Origin of the sequence: Gemella haemolysans, from assembly GCF_012273215.1 — a bacterium.
Classification (GTDB): Bacteria; Bacillota; Bacilli; order Staphylococcales; family Gemellaceae; genus Gemella; species Gemella haemolysans_A.
Window position 1 is genome coordinate 418386 of the sequence record NZ_CP050965.1, and the last position, 17888, is coordinate 436273.

Below are 17888 nucleotides of genomic sequence, written 5' to 3' on the forward strand. Positions count from 1 at the left end.
TATACTTAGGACAAGATATATATTTAACTTATTTAAGAGAGGGTATGGTGCTGAAAATACCTATAAGCAATATATGTTACTACCTAGCTAATAGTATTAACATAGTTAGTGAGCTATATTCACAAAGAGGAAGTAAAATTACTTTGAATTTGGGTGGTACCACGAAAAGATTCGTCCCTTCTTTAGTTTCGGCTAGAGATGGGGCTTTTTTAATTTCTAAGTAAGTTAGACTAAGTATATAAAAAAGAAGGAGACCTTAATATGGCTAAATTAGTTTTTCCAGATGGAAATGTAAGAGAATATGATAATAAAACACCTTTAGAAATTGCAGAAAGTATCAGTGTTAGTCTTAAGAAAAAAGTTATTTCTGCAAAATTAGATGAGGATTACATCGAAGTTAACAAACCAATAACAAAAGATGGTCACTTAAAACTTATCGTTGCAGATGATGAAGATAAAGATAGTTTATATGTATTACGTCACACTTGTGCACACGTATTAGCGCAAGCATTAAGAAGACTATACGGTAAAGATGTGCACTTCGGAGTTGGTCCAGCTATCGATGGTGGATTCTACTATGACTTTGATGCAGAATACAAAGTTTCAGAAGAAGACTTCAAAGCAATCGAAAAAGAAGTTAAGAAAATTATTAGCGAAAATCACGCAATTGAAGGTCGTGAAGTAAGTAAAGAAGAAGCTTTAGAAATCTTCAAAGAAGATCCTTATAAAGTAGAATTAATTAATGATCTTCCAGCTGATGAAGTAATTACAGTTTACACACAAGGTGACTTTACTGACCTTTGTCGTGGAGGACATGTAAGTGCAACTTCAAAAATTAAAGAATTCAAATTATTATCTGTAGCTGGTGCATACTGGAGAGGTAATAGTGATAATAAAATGTTACAACGTATTTACGGAACAGCTTACTTCACTAAAGATCATATGGAGCAACACTTAGTGAGATTACAAGAAGCACGTGAACGTGACCACAGAAAACTAGGTAAAGAACTAGGAATCTTCACAACAAGTCAAAAAGTTGGTGCTGGATTACCATTATGGTTACCAAATGGTGCTACTATCCGTCGTACAATCGAAAGATATATCGTTGACAAAGAAGTTGAATTAGGATATGACCACGTTTATACTCCAATTATGGGATCTAAAGATTTATATATTACAAGTGGACACTGGGACCACTATCAAGAAGATATGTTCCCACCAATGGAGATGGATCACGAAACAATGGTACTTCGTCCAATGAACTGTCCTCACCACATGATGGTTTATAAAAATGAACGTCACTCATACCGTGAACTTCCAATTCGTATCGCCGAACTTGGAATGATGCACCGTTATGAAGCAAGTGGAGCTGTAAGTGGACTACAACGTGTTCGTGGTATGACTCTAAATGATGCTCATATCTTCGTACGCCCAGACCAACTTAAAGATGAATTCAAACTTACTGTAGGTCTTATTGAAGAAGCGTACAAAGATTTAGGTATTAAAAACTTCAGCTACCGTCTATCTTACAGAGATCCAGAAAACACTGAAAAATACTTCGACGATGATGCAATGTGGAATAATGCTCAACAAATGTTAAAAGAAACTGCCGATGAATTAGGTTTAGACTATGTTGAAGCTGAAGGAGAAGCAGCATTCTACGGACCAAAACTTGACGTTCAAGTAGAAACAGCAATTGGAAAACAAGAAACATTATCTACAATTCAATTAGACTTCCTATTACCAGAAAGATTCGAACTAGAATACATTGGTGAAGATGGAAAAGCTCACCGTCCAGTAGTTATCCACCGTGGTATTGTATCAACAATGGAAAGAATGGTTGCCTTCTTATTAGAAGAGTACAAAGGAGACTTACCAACATGGTTATCACCAAACCAAGTACGTATCATTCCAGTAAACAATGATTACCACTATGACTATTCAAAAGAAATCATGCAAGAACTTAAAAAAGCTGGTGTTAAAGTAGCTATCGATGATAGAGACGAAAAACTAGGATATAAAATCCGTGAAGCAGCAAGCAAAAAAATTCCATATACTTTAGTAATTGGAGATAAAGAAGTAGAAAACAGAAATGTTAACGTAAGAACATTTGGTTCACACGATCAAAAAGAAGAAAGCTTTGCTGAATTTAAAGAAAATATCTTAAAAGAAATCAACGAAAGATTAATCGAGAAAAACTCATAGTAAAATAAATAGGGAGTGACTCAAAAATCGTGATTTCGTAGAAATCGATTTTGTCGAGTCACCCCCGCACAGTTTATTAGATATCTAAAAAACTTTTATAAAGCGAATTTAGATATCAATAAACCACTGCGTCTATGGTTTTTCATATGAACTTTGTAAAATTTTAGAATTTTTGGATAAGCTCATAATCATAATAAGGAGAGATAAAATGTTAACTCAATTAACAAAAAATGTAAAAAAAAGTCAAGTTAGAGTAAAAATTAAAACTACTCATGGAGATATGACTTTCAAATTATTTGAAAAAGATATTCCAAAAGCAGTAGAAAACTTTTTAACTCATGCAAAAAATGGATACTATAAAGGTATTATTTTCCACCGTGTAATTAAAGACTTTATGATTCAAGGTGGAGACCCAACTGGAACAGGTATGGGAGGAGAATCAATCTGGGGACGTAGTTTCGAAGATGAATTCTCAATGGATTACTTCCACTTCTATGGTGCGTTAAGTATGGCGAATGCTGGACCAAACACAAATGGAAGTCAATTCTTTATAGTTCAAAATTCTCATGTAGATGCTAGAACTTTACAAGCACTTGAACAAGGTGGATGGCCAAAAGAAGCTGTTGAAGGTTATGCTAAACTAGGAGGAACTCCTCACTTAGATCACCGTCACACAGTGTTTGGACAACTTATTGCTGGTGCAAAAACTTTAGAAAAAATTGCAGCTGTAAAAACTGGAGCTCAAGATAAACCAGTTGAAGAAGTTGTAATTCATGATGTAGAAGTTAAATAATTATAAAACGCAAGGTTAATAGATTTAATCTTGCGTTTTATAATTTTTTGAAGAAATAATCATTATATAATTTTAGAATTTAGATAATAAAAATTAATATAGACTAAAGAACAGAGGAAACTTTTTTCCGATAATAAAATATTATTAGTTATTTTAAATTTCTTCTCGAAAAAAATAAAAAATAATACTTTTAAAATGACTATTCATGTGATATAATTATGAAAGTTTGAATATAAAAAAAGGAGAAAAAGAATGGCAGAAAAAACAAGAGTAAAACCAATTCTTGATGTTCATGAAAAGCCTAACTTAGCTCTATGGGTAACGTTAAGCTTACAACACTTATTCGCAATGTTTGGAGCGACTGTGTTAGTACCAATTTTAACAGGATTACCAGCAAGCACAGCTTTAACAACATCAGGTATTGGAACACTTACGTATTTATTAATAACTAGAGGTAAAATTCCTGCATACTTAGGATCTTCATTTGCCTTTATTAATCCGATTATTGTATTATCAACAACACACAATGTTGAAACAGCAATGCTTGGTGCATTTTTAGCCAGCTTAATTTATGGAGTTGTAGCAATGTTAATTTACAAATTTGGTGTAAATTGGTTGCTTAAACTTTTACCGCCGGTAGTAGTTGGACCTATTATTATTGTTATTGGACTTGGAATTGCTCCTACAGCAATTAACATGGCGATGTATAAAACAGTAGATGGAGCTAAAGTTTATGATTTGAAATACTTCTTAGTAGCTCTTATCACATTAGCAGCAACTATCTTCTGTTGTGTAGCTTTAAGAGGATTTGCTAAACAAATTCCTGTATTATTAGGAATTGTTTTTGGGTATATCGTAGCAGTATTCGCAGGATTAGTAGATTTCCAACCAGTTATTGATGCTCCTTGGTTTAGTTTACCGAAGTTCACAATTCCTTTTGTGACATATACACCACATTGGAATGTAGCAGCATTAGCAATGGTACCTATCGCGATAGTAACTATTAACGAACACATCGGTCACCAAATGGTATTATCTGAAGTAGTAGGAAGAAACTTCCTAAAAGATCCAGGATTACACCGTTCAATTTTAGCAGATGGAACAGCGATGATGTTTGCATCACTTTTAGGTGGGCCGCCAAGTACAACATACGGTGAAAACATTGGGGTTCTTGCTATTACACGTATCTTCTCTGTATTCGTGTTAGGAGGAGCAGCGGTATTCGCACTTATCTTAAGTTTTGTAGGTAAGTTCTCAGCTTTAATTTCTACGATTCCATCACCAGTTATGGGTGGTGTATCGATCTTACTATTCGGTATAATCGCTTCAAGTGGACTTAGAATGTTAGTAGATGAAAAAGTAGACTTAAGTATTAACAGAAACTTAGTAATTTCATCAGTAATCATCGTTTTAGGTGTAGGAGGAGCAATGCTTAAATTCGAAAGCATTAATTTCGAACTTCCAGCAATGGCACTTGCGGCTATCAGCGGTGTGCTATTAAATGCATTTTTACCAAAAGAAGATAAAAAATAGTATTTAATAAAATAGCTAGTAACTTTTAAAACAAGTTACTAGCTATTTTTTGTTTTGAAACATAGTCTAATAAATAATAGGACTTCGGTATAGATGGGATTATAGAATATTATCTTTCTCTGTTAAATTAGAAAAACTAGGTAATTTCCTAATATTATTATTGAATAACCAAAATAGAAATATACTTAAAATTAACAACGAAGTAATAATTATAATAATCTTCGTATTGTATTTTATACTTAAAATTCCAACCATTAGAGCACCTAGAGGACTAAAAGCTATTGATAAGCCAATCATAGTGGACATTGCGACATCTAATTTATCTTTACTTATGACACATTGAATCATAGTTTGAGAATATGTATTTAAAATCCCTATTAGTATCCAACCAAATAAAAATAATGAGAAATTGATTATTCTATTTGTGATGGAGTTATTGTTAAGTATGCTAAGTAGCCCCCAAGAAACAGCGATACCAAATGCAAAAGTAATATATAATGTACCTAACCTTATATTTTTTAGTATTTTCTTGTTAGAAAGAAAGGCTCCTATTAAGATACCAAGTCCAGAGGCACTAAGTAAAATTCCATAAAAATAGCTAGTTTCTGAATACTCAGGAAGTATCGTTAGTAAAGAGCTGGTAGAAAAATTAATTATTATTATTCCAATTAATAATGGTTTTAATAATGGTGTATTCCAAATTTTTATACCATTACTTAATTTTGAAAGATAGTTTTCTTGTGTGGTTATAGTTTTTTCATTTTTAGATAAGTCGCTTGACAGAAAAATAAATAATACACTATTGATGAAAAAAGTAAGACTATTTATTATGAAAGCATATATTGTTCCGAAAATCGTAATAATAAATCCACCTATTGAATTAAAGAGTGCGTCACTACCTTGATAAGTTATAGAAAATAATGAATTTACTTTAACTAAATCTTCTTGTCTAACTATTTTTGGAAGCAAAGCAAGTTGAATAGGATAAACAATTTGATTAATGAAACTAATACAAACGATAAAAATTATCAGTGTAGTAATATGTAGTTTATTAATGAAGATTAGATAAGTGATAACTAGTAATATTATCGCTTGAATTAACTGTGAAATAATTAAAAATTTCTTTACATCAAATTTACTGATTATCGGTGAGATAAATATTTGTAATATAGCGGTAAATGAGATTAAAAACAAGGTAATACCACTATAAAAAGTAGATTTAGTTAAAGAGTAGATTAAAGTTAAAGTAGCTATTGAATATATGCTATCACCGAAGTTAGTAATTAATCTACCGAATAGTAAAATTGAAAAGTTCTTATTTTTGAACATATTGCCCACATCCTTTATAAAAATTTTAACGATAAAAAATATTTGACAGTTTATGTATTATTTAACAGCTCTTAACGAGCTGTAGAAATAATATTAATACTAACACCATCGTTATCTTTTGAGGAGAATTTGTTTTCTAGTTTTTTAACTTCATCCCAGAAATCTTTCACATCTTCTTTCTTTACATTAAAGTTAACTGAAGTATTGTTAAATAAGTCGTTAAAAATATTAGGTGAAGGCACAAATGCTTGTGCAGTTGGTAGATAATATTTTTGGATTATTCCATTTATTGAATCTGTATCAACTACTTCGATAAAATTATTTTCCTCTAGGATATTAAGATGATAGTGTATTTTAGTTCTATTAATTTTTAACAGTTTAGCAAGTTCTCTTGAGTTCTTTTTTTCTGTACCGAGTGTAGTAAGAATACTTATTCTTAGAGGATCGGAGATGACTTTGAGCCTTTCTATATCTGTAATGTACTGTATATCTTTTATAGTAATCATCCTTTCTTACTAATATTATATAACTATTACTCACAACTGTCAATATTTTTTTAACGTTATAATATATTTTATTAACAGGAATATATAGAATCAAATTTCAGATGGTGAAATTTACTGAATTTTAGCTAAACAATAGTTTGACTATCACTTTTATATTTGATATAATTTACTAGGTATAATATTAGTAGAAATACTAAAACTACAAAGAAGAAATAAAATTTAAGGAGAATGAAATTGAAAAAACTATCAGCAATTTTATTAGGTTTGCTTGGTGTAGTTACTCTTTCAGGATGTTCACAAAATGACCGTTCTGGAACGTTTTATGAAATCTTCGTAAAACCAATGGACTTGTCACTGAGTAAAATACATGAGTATACAGGAAGTTGGGGCTGGTCAATAGTTATTATTACTTTAGTAATCAGACTATTAGTTTTACCTTTCATGTTAAATAACTACAAAGTTCAAAATAAATCAAGAAAAGGACAAGAATTAGCTCGTCCAGAATTAGAAGTAGTTCAGAAAAAGCAAAAAGCTGCTAAAGAAAAAGAAGCTAGAGCAATTTCTAATGAAGAGAAAATGCAGGCTCGTAGTGAACTTATGGAATTACAAAGAGAGCAAATGGCTATCATGAAAAAATATGATGCAATGCCATTAAGTTTAGGTGGATGTTTACCAATGCTTATTCCACTTCCATTCTTAACTGGATTGTTCTATACGTTATCTAATCCGTTATATTCTGCTGGAATTACGGAATCAACATTCTTAGGGGTATTTAACTTAGGAACACGTTCGTACACATTACCTATAATAGCATTTATTGTTTATGCTATTCAAACTACATTAACTATGAAGTTAATGCCGACACCTACTCAACCAGGTCAAGAACAAATGCAAAGTCAAATGCAAATGATGCAATGGTTATCACCAATTATGATCACGGTCTTCTCATTCCTAGTTGCTGGAGCAGTAGCGGTGTACTATATCGTGGGGGGAATATTCATGATTTTCCAAACGTACTTAGGTCATGCACTATATCCGCCATATAAACCAGAAAAACAAAAGAAACAAACGTTTGATCCGGAAAAAGTTACATTAGTTTCTAATAAGAAAAAACGTAAATAATTAAACTTGGTCAGTGAACTTTAGCAATATAGTTTACTGACCTAGTTTTTTTGAAAAAAAAGTAAGAAAAGTTATCAATATAGTTGACGTTAGGGTATATATGTGTTAGAATTGAATTGTTGTGTAGCTCCTAAAATAGCTACTACAACCGCACGTATAAGGTAAATAAGAGAGAAATCCACCTTATATGGCGAGTCTTAGTAAAAAATATTTAAGGAGGTGCAGATATGTACGCAGTAATTAAAACAGGTGGGAAACAACTACGTGTTGAAGAAGGACAAACAATCTTAGTTGAGAAATTAGCAGCTGAAGTTGATTCTACAGTTACTTTTGACGAAGTAGTATTAGTAGGTGGAGAAACAACAAAAGTTGGTGCTCCTTTAGTAGCTGGTGCGACAGTAACAGCTAAAGTAGTTGCTCAAGGTAAAGGTAAAAAAATCACAGTATTTAAATACAAACCTAAAAAGAACAATCACCGTAAATTAGGTCATCGTCAACCTTTCACTAAATTAGTAGTTGAAAAAATTAACGCTTAATCATGATTAAGGTGGAAATCATAAAAGAAGTTGAAGTTATTAAACAAGTAACAGTTGATGGACATGCTGATTATGCAGAACATGGTTCTGATATAGTTTGTGCAGGTGCTTCTGCTGTAGTATTCGGTTTAATTAATGCGGTAGATGCACTAGATGATGATGTTCAATTTGACATTTCAGCTAATGAGGATGTAACTGGACATTTAACATATAGATCGTTAAAATCTACTGATAAAGAACAACTTCTACTAAATGCAATGTTAGTTGCATTAAAAACAATTGAAGAAAATTATTCAGATTATATAACTATTGAAGTAAGAGAGGTGAAATTGACATGATGTTACAATTAAATTTACAATTCTTCGCATCTAAAAAAGGGGTAGGTTCTACTAAAAACGGACGTGACTCTGAATCAAAACGTTTAGGTGCTAAAAGAGCTGACGGTCAGTACGTAACTGCAGGTTCTATCTTATACAGACAACGTGGGACAAAAATTTGGCCAGGAACTAACGTAGGAAAAGGTGGAGATGATACATTATTCTCACTAGTTGACGGAGTTGTACGTTTCGAAAGATACGGACGTAGCCGTAAAAAAGTTTCTGTTTATCCACAAGCTTAATAAGCACGAAAAAGGTATTTACAAATTTGTAGATACCTTTTTTATTTTTGGAAAATATTAATGTGTTATTAACAAATTTTATGTAATTAATGTAAGAATTTGTAATAATATTTTAATATTTCTAGTTTTAGATTTTTGTTGTACTTTTAAAATTTATATGGTAAAATTTATTTGTGTGTTTAAAGATACACGCAACATATACTAGGAGGACAAAAAAGTGTCAGCACTTTGGCAAGAAATTTTATTTTCTTTTTTAGGAGGTCTGGGATTATTCCTATTCAGTATTAAGTACATGGGGGACGGACTTCAATTAATAGCCGGGGAGAAAATGCGATATGTTTTAGATAAATATACATCTAAACCACTTATGGCTGTCTTAGCCGGGATTATTGTTACGATACTTATTCAATCAAGTACAGGAACTATCGTAATTACTATCAGTTTAGTAGGAGCAGGATTATTAAAAACGAAACAAGCAATTGCTATTGTTATGGGTTCTAATATAGGAACTACATTAACATCATTCATTATCGGGTTTAATATTTCTAAATATGCACTTCCTTTAATTTTCTTAGGAGCAGCGTTTTTATTCTTTACTCGTGCTAAATTAGTAAATAACATAGGTCGTGTAATATTTGGTTTTGGTGGAATTTTTTATGCACTTAAAATGATGGCTACAGCTATGGGACCTATGAAAGATATGTCTTGGTTCCAAAATGTATTAGAGCATATTAATGATAGTGCAGTAGTAGGGGTAGGAGTAGGTACATTCTTAACAGTATTAATTCAATCTTCTGCAGCAACTATAGCTATTTTACAAAACTTATACGCAGATGGAGCTTTAAGTTTAACAGGAGCTTTACCTGTGTTATTCGGGGATAATATCGGAACAGCGATTACAACTGCAGCATTAGCGATGATAGGAAGTAATATTGCAGCAAAACGAGTTGCTGCATCTCACGTATTGTTTAACGTTATCGGTACTATAATCTGTTTAATTGCTTTAGTTCCTTACGGAGCATTTATTCAGTATTTAGAAACTACGTTAGGTCTAGAACCTAAGATGACAATTGCATCAGCACACGGTACATTTAATATACTAAATACAATATTACAATTCCCATTTATTAGTGTATTAGTTGTGATTGTAACGAAACTTATTCCTGGAGAAGATGAACAAATCAAATACAGTACACAATACCTTGACAAATCACTTATTGCAAGTGCACCAGCGGTAGCTTTAGGTCAAGTTCAAAAAGAATTTGTTGAAATGTTAATATTATCTAAGAAAAGTTTACGCAATTCTGTAGAGTACTTTATGAATCGTGATGAACAATTACGTGAAAAAGGCGAAACTTACGAAGATGCAATTAATAATTTTGATGAACAAATGACTGATTACCTAACTTTATTATTTAGGGAAAAATTAAGTCCTAAAGAAGGTTTAATTGCCTCAACATTATTAGATGGAACTCGTGACGTTGAAAGAATTGGTGACCACGCTAGAGATATTGTTTTATCAGTTGATTATCAAATTAGAAAAAAATTGAAATTCTCTGATGGTGCAAAAGAAGAAGTACAAGAGATGTTTGATCTTTGTAATGATATAATTTTAAAAACTATTAAATCATTAGAAGAAAACAACATAGCTTTAGCAGGAGCGGCGTTAGCGGCATGTGAAAACATATATGCACTAGAAAAAGCTGCTCGTAAGAGACATACTCAACGTATGAAAGATGGAGATTGTGAAATTCCAGCTGGAGTAGTTTATATGGACTTAATTCAACATTTTACACGTGTTTGTGAGCATACAAGAAACATTCTTGAAAAAGAAATTCAAGGTCATATGTAATCATGTCTAATAAACAAAAAATACTTATAATTCTATTTATTATTATGTTATTAATAGTATTAGTTTTATATAAATTATATCAAATACAATTAGGATAAAAATTATAAACGAAAATGTAGAGAAATCAATGTTATTTCTACTATGTTTTCGTTTTTTTCTTTGTAAATACTAGTATTCGTGATATAATAAGGTAGTCGATTTATATAAAGTTTAAGAAAAATATTGAAAGGAAATAAACATGTTTCAAGATAAAAAAGTTTATACAACGCAATGGGCTGGAAAAACATTAACAGTTGAATTAGGTGAAATGGCTCGCCAAGCTAATGCAGCAGTAGTAGTAAAATATGGAGATACTGTTGTATTAACAACTGCAGTTGCTTCAAAAGAAGCAAAAGATGTAGATTTCTTCCCGCTAACAGTTAACTATGAAGAAAAAATGTACGCAGTAGGGAAAATACCAGGAGGATTCTTACGTAGAGAAGGTCGTCCAGGAACTGAAGCTACTCTAGCTGCTCGTCTTATCGATAGACCGATTAGACCATTATTCGAAGATGGATTCAGAAATGAAGTACAAGTTATTTCAACTGTTTTATCAGTTGAATATGATTGTGATCCGGTAATGGCAGCAATGCTAGGAAGCTCACTATCATTATCAGTATCAAATATTCCATTCAAAGGACCAATTGCTGGTGTTACTGTAGGATATGTTGATGGAGAATACGTAATTAACCCAACAGTTGAACAAATGGAACGTTCTACAGTTGACTTAAAAGTTGCTGGAACAATTGATGCGATTAACATGGTTGAAGCAGGTGCAAAAGAAGTATCTGAAGAAATTATGTTAAATGCAATTATGTTTGGACATGAAGAAATTAAACGTCTAATTGCATTCCAACAACAAATTGTTGATGAAATTGGTCAAGAAAAAATGGCTGTAGAGTTAAAAGTTATTGATGAAACAATCTATAAAGAAGTTCTTTCAATGGCATTATCTCAAATGAAAGAAGCTATTGCTATTAAAGATAAACAAGAACGAGATGAAGCTATTTCAGCTGTTAAAGAAAAAGTTCTTGAAGTATTTGAAGAAAAAGCAACTGATGAAGATGAACTTGATATTGTAAAAGAAGCAAAATTATCACTAGATAAAATTGTAAAAGATGAAGTTCGTCGTGAAATCACTGAAGATAAAATCAGACCGGATGGACGTGCTTTAACAGAAATTAGACCATTGGCTTCAAGAGTTGATGTATTACCAAGAACGCATGGATCTGCATTATTCACTCGTGGACAAACTCAGTCTTTAGGTGTTGTAACATTAGGTAACTTATCAGATGAGCAAATCATTGATGATTTAACTCAAGAAGAAAACAAGAGATTTATGTTACACTATAATTTCCCAGCATTCTCAGTTGGTGAAGTTGGATTTAGTCGTGCGCCAGGACGTCGTGAAATTGGTCACGGTGCATTAGGTGAGCGTGCATTAGCCCAAGTAATTCCATCTAAAGAAGATTTCCCATATACAATCCGTATTGTATCAGAAATTTTAGAATCTAATGGATCAAGTTCACAAGCTACAATCTGTTCTGGATCAATGGCTCTTATGGCAGCAGGAGTTCCAATTAAAGCTCAAGTAGCTGGTATTGCGATGGGATTAGTTAAAAAAGATGAACACTATACTATTTTAACTGATATTCAAGGTATGGAAGATCACCTTGGGGATATGGACTTCAAAGTTGCAGGTACATCTGAAGGTATTACAGCACTTCAAATGGATATTAAAATCGATGGTTTAAGTGAACAAATCTTAAAAGAATCATTAGAACAAGCACGTGTTGGTAGATTACAAATTTTAGAGCACATGAACAGTATTATCTCTGAACCTCGTCAAGAAGTTTCTACATTTGCACCGAAAATTAAAATCATTAAAATTAAACCTGAAAAAATTAAAGATGTTATTGGTTCAGGTGGTAAAGTTATCAATGAAATCATTGAAAAAACTGGTGTTAAAATTGATATAGAACAAAATGGAGATGTATTTATCTCTTCACCTGAAATCGAAGGAATTAATAAAGCTATCGAAATTATCGAAAACATCACACGTGAAGCAGAAGTTGGTGAAATCTATCTTGCTGAAGTTAAACGTATTGAAAAATTCGGTGCATTCGTTGAATTATTCCCAGGAGTAGATGCGTTAGTACATATTTCTAAATTAGCTGAAGAAAGAGTAAATAAAGTTGAAGATGTTGTAAAAGTTGGAGACACTCTTAAAGTTAAAGTAATTAAAATTGATGAGAAAGGTCGCGTAGACGCAGCAGCTCATTTCTAGGAGAAACTTATGGAGTTATTTGAAAAAGAAAGACGTGGAATCTATGTCTATTTTAAAAGTTTTAAAGATTTAAATAAATTAGAAAAATATGGGAACTTTATTTCTTATTCTAAAAGAGGTAGGTATGCATGCATTTATGTGGATGAAACTAGAATAGAAAGTATTGTTGCAGACCTTAAGAAGAAGAAATTCGTAAAAAAAGTAGAATTATCAGAAATGTCAAATTTACATTTATGTTTTGAGCATTTAGATAGTAATTTACAAACAAAACAATAATATTATAATAAGGGGGAGGCGAAAGCCATATTCTCCCTTATTTTAAAGAAATCATTAATAAGTAATATATTATATATTTATTGTGAGGAAACATGAGAGTAATAGCAGGAAAATATAGATCTATAAAATTAAATGCCGTTGACGGTATAAATACAAGGCCAACAACAGATAAAATAAAAGAAAATTTATTTAATATGATAGATTGCTATGATTGTAAAGTACTAGATCTTTTCGGTGGAACTGGTGGTTTAGGAATTGAAGCTTTAAGTCGTGGTGCTAAACATGCTACTTTCATTGACGGTAGTAATAATGCGATTAAGGTTATTAAAAGTAATATTGAAAAATGTAGAATTAGTAATGATGATTATTCTTTATATAGAAATGATTTCAAACGTGCTTTGAAGATTTTCGGGAAGAAGGAAGAAAAATTTGATTTGATTTTTCTAGATCCACCATATGATAAAGGATTAATAGATGATGCATTGAAAAATATTTTTGATAATCAGTTATGTAATGATGGTGCTTTAATTGTCTGTGAGAAGAGTAATACAGAAAAAATCACCATTATAAATGAAAATATCGAAGTAATAAAAGAAAAACAGTATGGAATTACAGACATAGTAATTTTTGAATATATGGAGAAATAAAATGAAAAGAAAAATAGCGATTGTACCTGGTAGTTTTGATCCTATTACTTACGGGCATATTGATATAATAAACAGAAGTGCTGAATTATTTGATGAAGTAATAGTAGCTATTTTGGTAAATCCTGACAAGAAATATTTATTTTCACTTGATGAGAGAGTGGAGATGATAAATGAAACAATTAAAGAAATTCCAAACGTTAAAGTTGATTCATTTTCAGGATTATTAGTAAATTATGCAAAGCAGGTAGGCTCAAATGTCATTGTTAGAGGATTAAGGGCGGTATCTGATTTTGAGTATGAGATGCAGTTAACATTTATGAATAAGGCGTTAGACGAAAACATTGAAACATTTTATATGATGGCTAATAAACAATATTCATTCATCAGTTCTAGTATTGTAAAAGGTGTTTCAGGTTTTGGTGCAGATTTATCGAAATTTGTACCTAAACATGTTGAAGAACGCTTAGAAAAAAAGACGAAAGAGAGAGGATAAAATTGAAGAAAATCCTGTTTACTGGAGGGGGTTCAGCAGGTCACGTATCTGTTAATGTTGCCTTAATTCCAGAATTCAAAAAAAATGGATATGAAATCTCGTATATTGGTAGTAAAACTGGTATAGAAAACGAGATGATTGGTAAAATTCCAGAGGTTAAGTACTATAAAATAAGTTCAGGAAAGTTACGAAGATATTTTTCATTGGAGAATTTTATTGATCCATTTAAAGTACTAAAAGGAATTGTAGATTCTTTATTAGTATTAAAAAAGGAGAAACCAAATTTTGTATTTTCAAAAGGTGGATTTGTGAGTGTTCCAGTTTGTATCGCAGCTAGATTACTTAAGATTCCAGTTGTCTTACATGAGTCGGATCTTACACCAGGACTTGCAAATAAAATCAACATAAAGTTCTGTAATCATATTTTTACAACATTTGAAGATACACAAAAGTTCTTACCTAAAGGAAAAGCTAGTCTAATAGGTGCTATTGTAAGAGATGATATTTATACAGGTGATGCTAATCGCGCTTATGAACTAACAGGATTCACATCGGAAAAACCTGTGTTGCTTGTTATGGGTGGATCATTAGGATCAAAAATTCTAAATGATTATATTTGGAATAATATTGATGAACTAATCAACAAATATCAGATAGTTCACCTTGTAGGTAAAGGATTATTAAATGATAGTGTTGAAAAAGAAGGTTATAAGCAATATGAATTTTTAGCTAAAGAACTATTTGATGTACTGAAAATAACAGATTTTGCAGTTTCGAGAGCTGGAGCTAATGCCTTGTATGAATTTTTAGCTTTAGATTTACCTCCAATCTTAGTACCACTTGGAACTAATCAGAGTAGAGGTGATCAAATAGAAAACGCCAAGTTCTTTGAAAAAAATGGTTTCGCGAAAGTTGTCGCTGAAGAAGATTTCACCAATTTACCTGTTGATCAAATCTTTGATTTTTATGATAAACTTGATGATTATAAGAATTCAATGAAAGATTATAAAAAAGAAAAACGTGTTATTAATGACGTAAGTGAATTTTATAATAAAATAATTGAAAAAATAGGAGGTGAAAAATAGTATGAACAGATTAAAAATTACTTTTTACTTGAAACTTCTGATTTTGATTATTTTAGCATTTGTAGCAATTAAATTTCCGAATAATGATATCGATAGAATTATCGCTGATTTAATTGAGATTAAATCGTTGGCAACATTAGCTAAAATAATTTCATTAGTTTTTAATGATAAACTATTATTATTAATAATGGTTCTTTTATCAGTATTTCTAGTATGGATTAAAGAATTGAAAAAAGCTGTGTTTATTTTCTTTAGTGCTGGATTAGGTGGATTCTTCTTATCTGCATTAAAATACAGCATCCAAAGGGTTAGACCTCTACCTGAGATTCATGATGGTTTTAGTTTCCCAAGTGGACATTCTACATTTGTAGCATTATTTTTCTTAGCATTATTGTTTGTAATAAATAAAAAAGAAATTTTAAAAGTAATTGCTACTTTTGCAATAATTGCAATACCAATTTCAAGAATGGTTTTAGGTGCACACTTTTTAAGTGACGTTATTGCAGGATTATTACTTGGAAGCTTAGTAGTAGACTTTATGAAAGTCTATTATGTAAAAATTTATGATTTAATAATGAGGGTTTTAGGAAAAACAAATGAATAGATTAAAAAATAATGAGGGTTTTAGGAAAAACAAATGAATAGATTAAAAAATAAAGAGGGTATAGTTGCAATCATTATTGCAATAATTCACTTTGCTCTATGGTATTATTTCGCATATGTCAGATTTGATGTGAATAATGTGAAATCCTATAAGTATATTTTAGGATTACCAGAATGGTTTTTTTACAGTTCGATAGTAGTAAGTATTTTAATAATAATATTAGTTATTATTTGTACAAATCTTTTGCTTAATGATGAAATAAAAGAGGAGGAAAAATAATGACGAATACATTAGATTACAAAATACTAATTCTATTTGCAACAATATTTTTAGCGATAATTTTATTACCGTTAATGATGAACCGTATGAGTAAAGCGGAACACCATGGTGGTTTTTTCGAAAAGTACTATTTAGCAGATAGAAAAGTAAGTGGAATAGTACTTGCGATAACATTAATGTCAACTTATGGATCAGCTTCAACGTTTTTAGGTGGTCCTGGAGTAGCGTATAAACTTGGTTATGGTTGGGTTCTTCTAGCTGTAATCCAAGTTGTAACTGGCTATTTTGTACTATTAGTCTTGGCAAAAAAATTTAAAAATGCTGCACAAAAAATTAATGCGATAACTATAAGTGATTATTTAAGAAATAGATATAATTCAAAATTAGTTGCATTTATTTCTACTTTGGCTATGATAGTATTTCTAATTGCTGCGATGAGTGCCCAATGGGTTGGAGGAGCAAAATTATTGTCAGCATTTATGGGTATTGAATATAAGACTGGTATAGTTCTTATTTCAGTAATTATTATATTTTGTGTAGTATTCGGTGGATTGAAGAATATTTTAATTACCGATATGATTCAAGGTTTAATAATGATATTTTCTACAATAATTTTACTGTTTGCAGTAATTAATTATGGTGGAGGAATTGATCAGATTACAGCGAACCTGGTTAATATTAATGAAAAGATATTAACTCCTTTTGGAGCTAATGGAAGTTTAACACCTAGTTATGTTAGTTCGTTTTGGGTATTAGTTGGAGTTGGGGTTATAGGTATCCCGCAGATTGCTATCAACTCAATGTTATATAAGAATAAAAGAAGTTTAAAACAATCTATTATCGTCGGATCAATAGTAATATTTATCGTAATGTTCGGAGTACATTTAATTGGAGTTATGGCTAGAGGAGTTTTCCCAGACATAAAAGACTACGATTCAGTAATTCCTATAATTACATTAAAAGTACTTCCATGGTATTTAGCCGCGTTGGTACTTGCAGCTCCTATGGCAGCTATTATAACAACTGTGAATGCTCAATTCTTATTAATATCATCGGCTTTGATAAAGGACTTATTATTTAATAACAAGTTTATAAAAGAAAAAATTACAAGTAAAAAAGTTCCTATATTTGTTTATGGGGTAAATATTTTAGTAATTTTACTTATAATGTTATTAAGTATGAGACCACCTAGTTTAATAGTTAATGTAAATCTATTTGCTTTTGGTGGATTAGAAGCAACATTCTTATGGCCTATATTATTAGGTTTATATTGGAAAAAAGCTGAGAAATATGGAGCATTAAGTTCGATAGTAGTAGGTTTACTTAGTTATATACTAATAAAAACAGTTTATGTAATTAAATTTATTGAACCTGTTGTGATATCATTATTAATCTCACTTGTGGTATTTATGATGGTTTCATTAATAGCTAGTAAAAAACAATTGAAAAAATAGTTATATTGTAATAAAATAAAAATAATAGAGTAAGGAGGTAGGACAATGTCAAAAAAAGTTATTGTAAAACATACAGATGCTGAGAAATTTACTGTAAGTAATATGCTTACTGTAGGAAAAGAATATGAAGTAGTAAATGAAACAGAAGAATATGTATTTGTGGTAGATAATAGCGGTAAAGTTGGTGGTTATTACCACGATTATTTCGAAGAAGTAAAATAATATAAGG

19 protein-coding genes and 1 other annotated feature are annotated in these 17888 nt (G+C 31.0%); of the genes, 17 read left to right on the forward strand and 2 right to left on the reverse strand.

Going from position 1 to position 17888, the window contains the following annotated elements:
- Positions 1–261: 261 nt before the first annotated feature.
- From thrS to FOC48_RS02110, 3 genes are all read left to right on the forward strand, one after another.
- Positions 262–2205, forward strand: a complete 1944-nt coding sequence (thrS, locus tag FOC48_RS02100; RefSeq protein ID WP_003146527.1) for a threonine--tRNA ligase — start codon at positions 262–264, stop codon at positions 2203–2205.
- Between the two features lie 208 nt (positions 2206–2413).
- Positions 2414–2998 carry a peptidylprolyl isomerase gene (locus FOC48_RS02105; RefSeq protein WP_003146526.1) on the forward strand — a complete coding sequence of 195 codons (585 nt, stop codon included), beginning with the start codon at positions 2414–2416 and terminating at the stop codon, positions 2996–2998.
- A gap of 252 nt (positions 2999–3250) precedes the next feature.
- Entirely contained in the window at positions 3251–4531 is a 1281-nt protein-coding gene (locus tag FOC48_RS02110) for a solute carrier family 23 protein (RefSeq protein ID WP_003146524.1), read from the forward strand.
- Positions 4532–4630: 99 nt separating this feature from the next.
- Here FOC48_RS02110 and FOC48_RS02115 read toward each other — a convergent pair whose 3' ends face one another.
- Together FOC48_RS02115 and FOC48_RS02120 are read right to left on the reverse strand one after the other, a co-directional pair.
- A complete protein-coding gene (locus FOC48_RS02115; protein WP_003146523.1) occupies positions 4631–5860 on the reverse strand; it encodes an MFS transporter in 1230 nt (409 codons plus the stop codon).
- Positions 5861–5931: 71 nt separating this feature from the next.
- Positions 5932–6366 carry an ArsR/SmtB family transcription factor gene (locus FOC48_RS02120; RefSeq protein WP_003146521.1) on the reverse strand — a complete coding sequence of 145 codons (435 nt, stop codon included), beginning with the start codon at positions 6364–6366 and terminating at the stop codon, positions 5932–5934.
- A gap of 228 nt (positions 6367–6594) precedes the next feature.
- On the opposite strand from FOC48_RS02120, the gene FOC48_RS02125 reads away from it, so the two are divergent.
- The 14 genes from FOC48_RS02125 to FOC48_RS02190 all read left to right on the forward strand — a co-directional run bounded on the left by FOC48_RS02125 (position 6595) and on the right by FOC48_RS02190 (position 17881).
- Positions 6595–7488 (forward strand): YidC/Oxa1 family membrane protein insertase, encoded by an 894-nt coding sequence (locus FOC48_RS02125; protein WP_035466810.1) that lies wholly within the window; start codon positions 6595–6597, stop codon positions 7486–7488.
- A gap of 136 nt (positions 7489–7624) precedes the next feature.
- Positions 7625–7696: a sequence feature (ribosomal protein L21 leader region), on the forward strand.
- A 19-nt stretch (positions 7697–7715) separates the two neighbouring features.
- Entirely contained in the window at positions 7716–8024 is a 309-nt protein-coding gene (gene rplU, locus FOC48_RS02130; RefSeq protein WP_003144981.1) for a 50S ribosomal protein L21, read from the forward strand.
- Between the two features lie 2 nt (positions 8025–8026).
- Positions 8027–8362: a ribosomal-processing cysteine protease Prp gene (locus FOC48_RS02135; RefSeq protein ID WP_003146517.1), complete on the forward strand. Its 336-nt coding sequence runs from the start codon at positions 8027–8029 to the stop codon at positions 8360–8362.
- Positions 8362–8643, forward strand: a complete 282-nt coding sequence (rpmA, locus tag FOC48_RS02140; RefSeq protein WP_003145565.1) for a 50S ribosomal protein L27 — start codon at positions 8362–8364, stop codon at positions 8641–8643. The genes FOC48_RS02135 and rpmA overlap by 1 nt, the downstream gene beginning before the upstream one ends.
- Before the next feature lie 217 nt (positions 8644–8860).
- Complete coding sequence (locus FOC48_RS02145; RefSeq protein WP_003146515.1) at positions 8861–10495, forward strand: Na/Pi cotransporter family protein; 1635 nt, start codon at positions 8861–8863, stop codon at positions 10493–10495.
- A 238-nt stretch (positions 10496–10733) separates the two neighbouring features.
- Positions 10734–12821: a polyribonucleotide nucleotidyltransferase gene (gene pnp, locus FOC48_RS02150; RefSeq protein ID WP_003146513.1), complete on the forward strand. Its 2088-nt coding sequence runs from the start codon at positions 10734–10736 to the stop codon at positions 12819–12821.
- Between the two features lie 9 nt (positions 12822–12830).
- On the forward strand, positions 12831–13097 hold the full coding sequence (locus FOC48_RS02155) for a DUF2129 domain-containing protein (protein WP_003146512.1): 267 nt from the start codon (positions 12831–12833) through the stop codon (positions 13095–13097).
- Positions 13098–13189: 92 nt separating this feature from the next.
- The gene (gene rsmD, locus FOC48_RS02160; RefSeq protein WP_003146510.1) at positions 13190–13744 is read left to right on the forward strand and encodes a 16S rRNA (guanine(966)-N(2))-methyltransferase RsmD; all 555 of its coding nucleotides are present in this window, start codon (positions 13190–13192) and stop codon (positions 13742–13744) included.
- A 1-nt stretch (position 13745) separates the two neighbouring features.
- The gene (gene coaD, locus FOC48_RS02165; protein WP_003146509.1) at positions 13746–14237 is read left to right on the forward strand and encodes a pantetheine-phosphate adenylyltransferase; all 492 of its coding nucleotides are present in this window, start codon (positions 13746–13748) and stop codon (positions 14235–14237) included.
- A 2-nt stretch (positions 14238–14239) separates the two neighbouring features.
- Positions 14240–15322 (forward strand): undecaprenyldiphospho-muramoylpentapeptide beta-N-acetylglucosaminyltransferase, encoded by a 1083-nt coding sequence (locus FOC48_RS02170; RefSeq protein WP_003146508.1) that lies wholly within the window; start codon positions 14240–14242, stop codon positions 15320–15322.
- A 1-nt stretch (position 15323) separates the two neighbouring features.
- Positions 15324–15926 carry a phosphatase PAP2 family protein gene (locus FOC48_RS02175; protein ID WP_003146506.1) on the forward strand — a complete coding sequence of 201 codons (603 nt, stop codon included), beginning with the start codon at positions 15324–15326 and terminating at the stop codon, positions 15924–15926.
- Between the two features lie 33 nt (positions 15927–15959).
- Positions 15960–16205, forward strand: a complete 246-nt coding sequence (locus FOC48_RS02180) for a DUF997 family protein (protein WP_003146503.1) — start codon at positions 15960–15962, stop codon at positions 16203–16205.
- Positions 16205–17659: a sodium/pantothenate symporter gene (gene panF / locus FOC48_RS02185; RefSeq protein ID WP_003146502.1), complete on the forward strand. Its 1455-nt coding sequence runs from the start codon at positions 16205–16207 to the stop codon at positions 17657–17659. Before FOC48_RS02180 ends, panF begins: the two co-directional genes overlap by 1 nt.
- Before the next feature lie 45 nt (positions 17660–17704).
- Positions 17705–17881, forward strand: a complete 177-nt coding sequence (locus FOC48_RS02190) for a DUF6501 family protein (RefSeq protein WP_003146501.1) — start codon at positions 17705–17707, stop codon at positions 17879–17881.
- Positions 17882–17888: the final 7 nt, after the last annotated feature.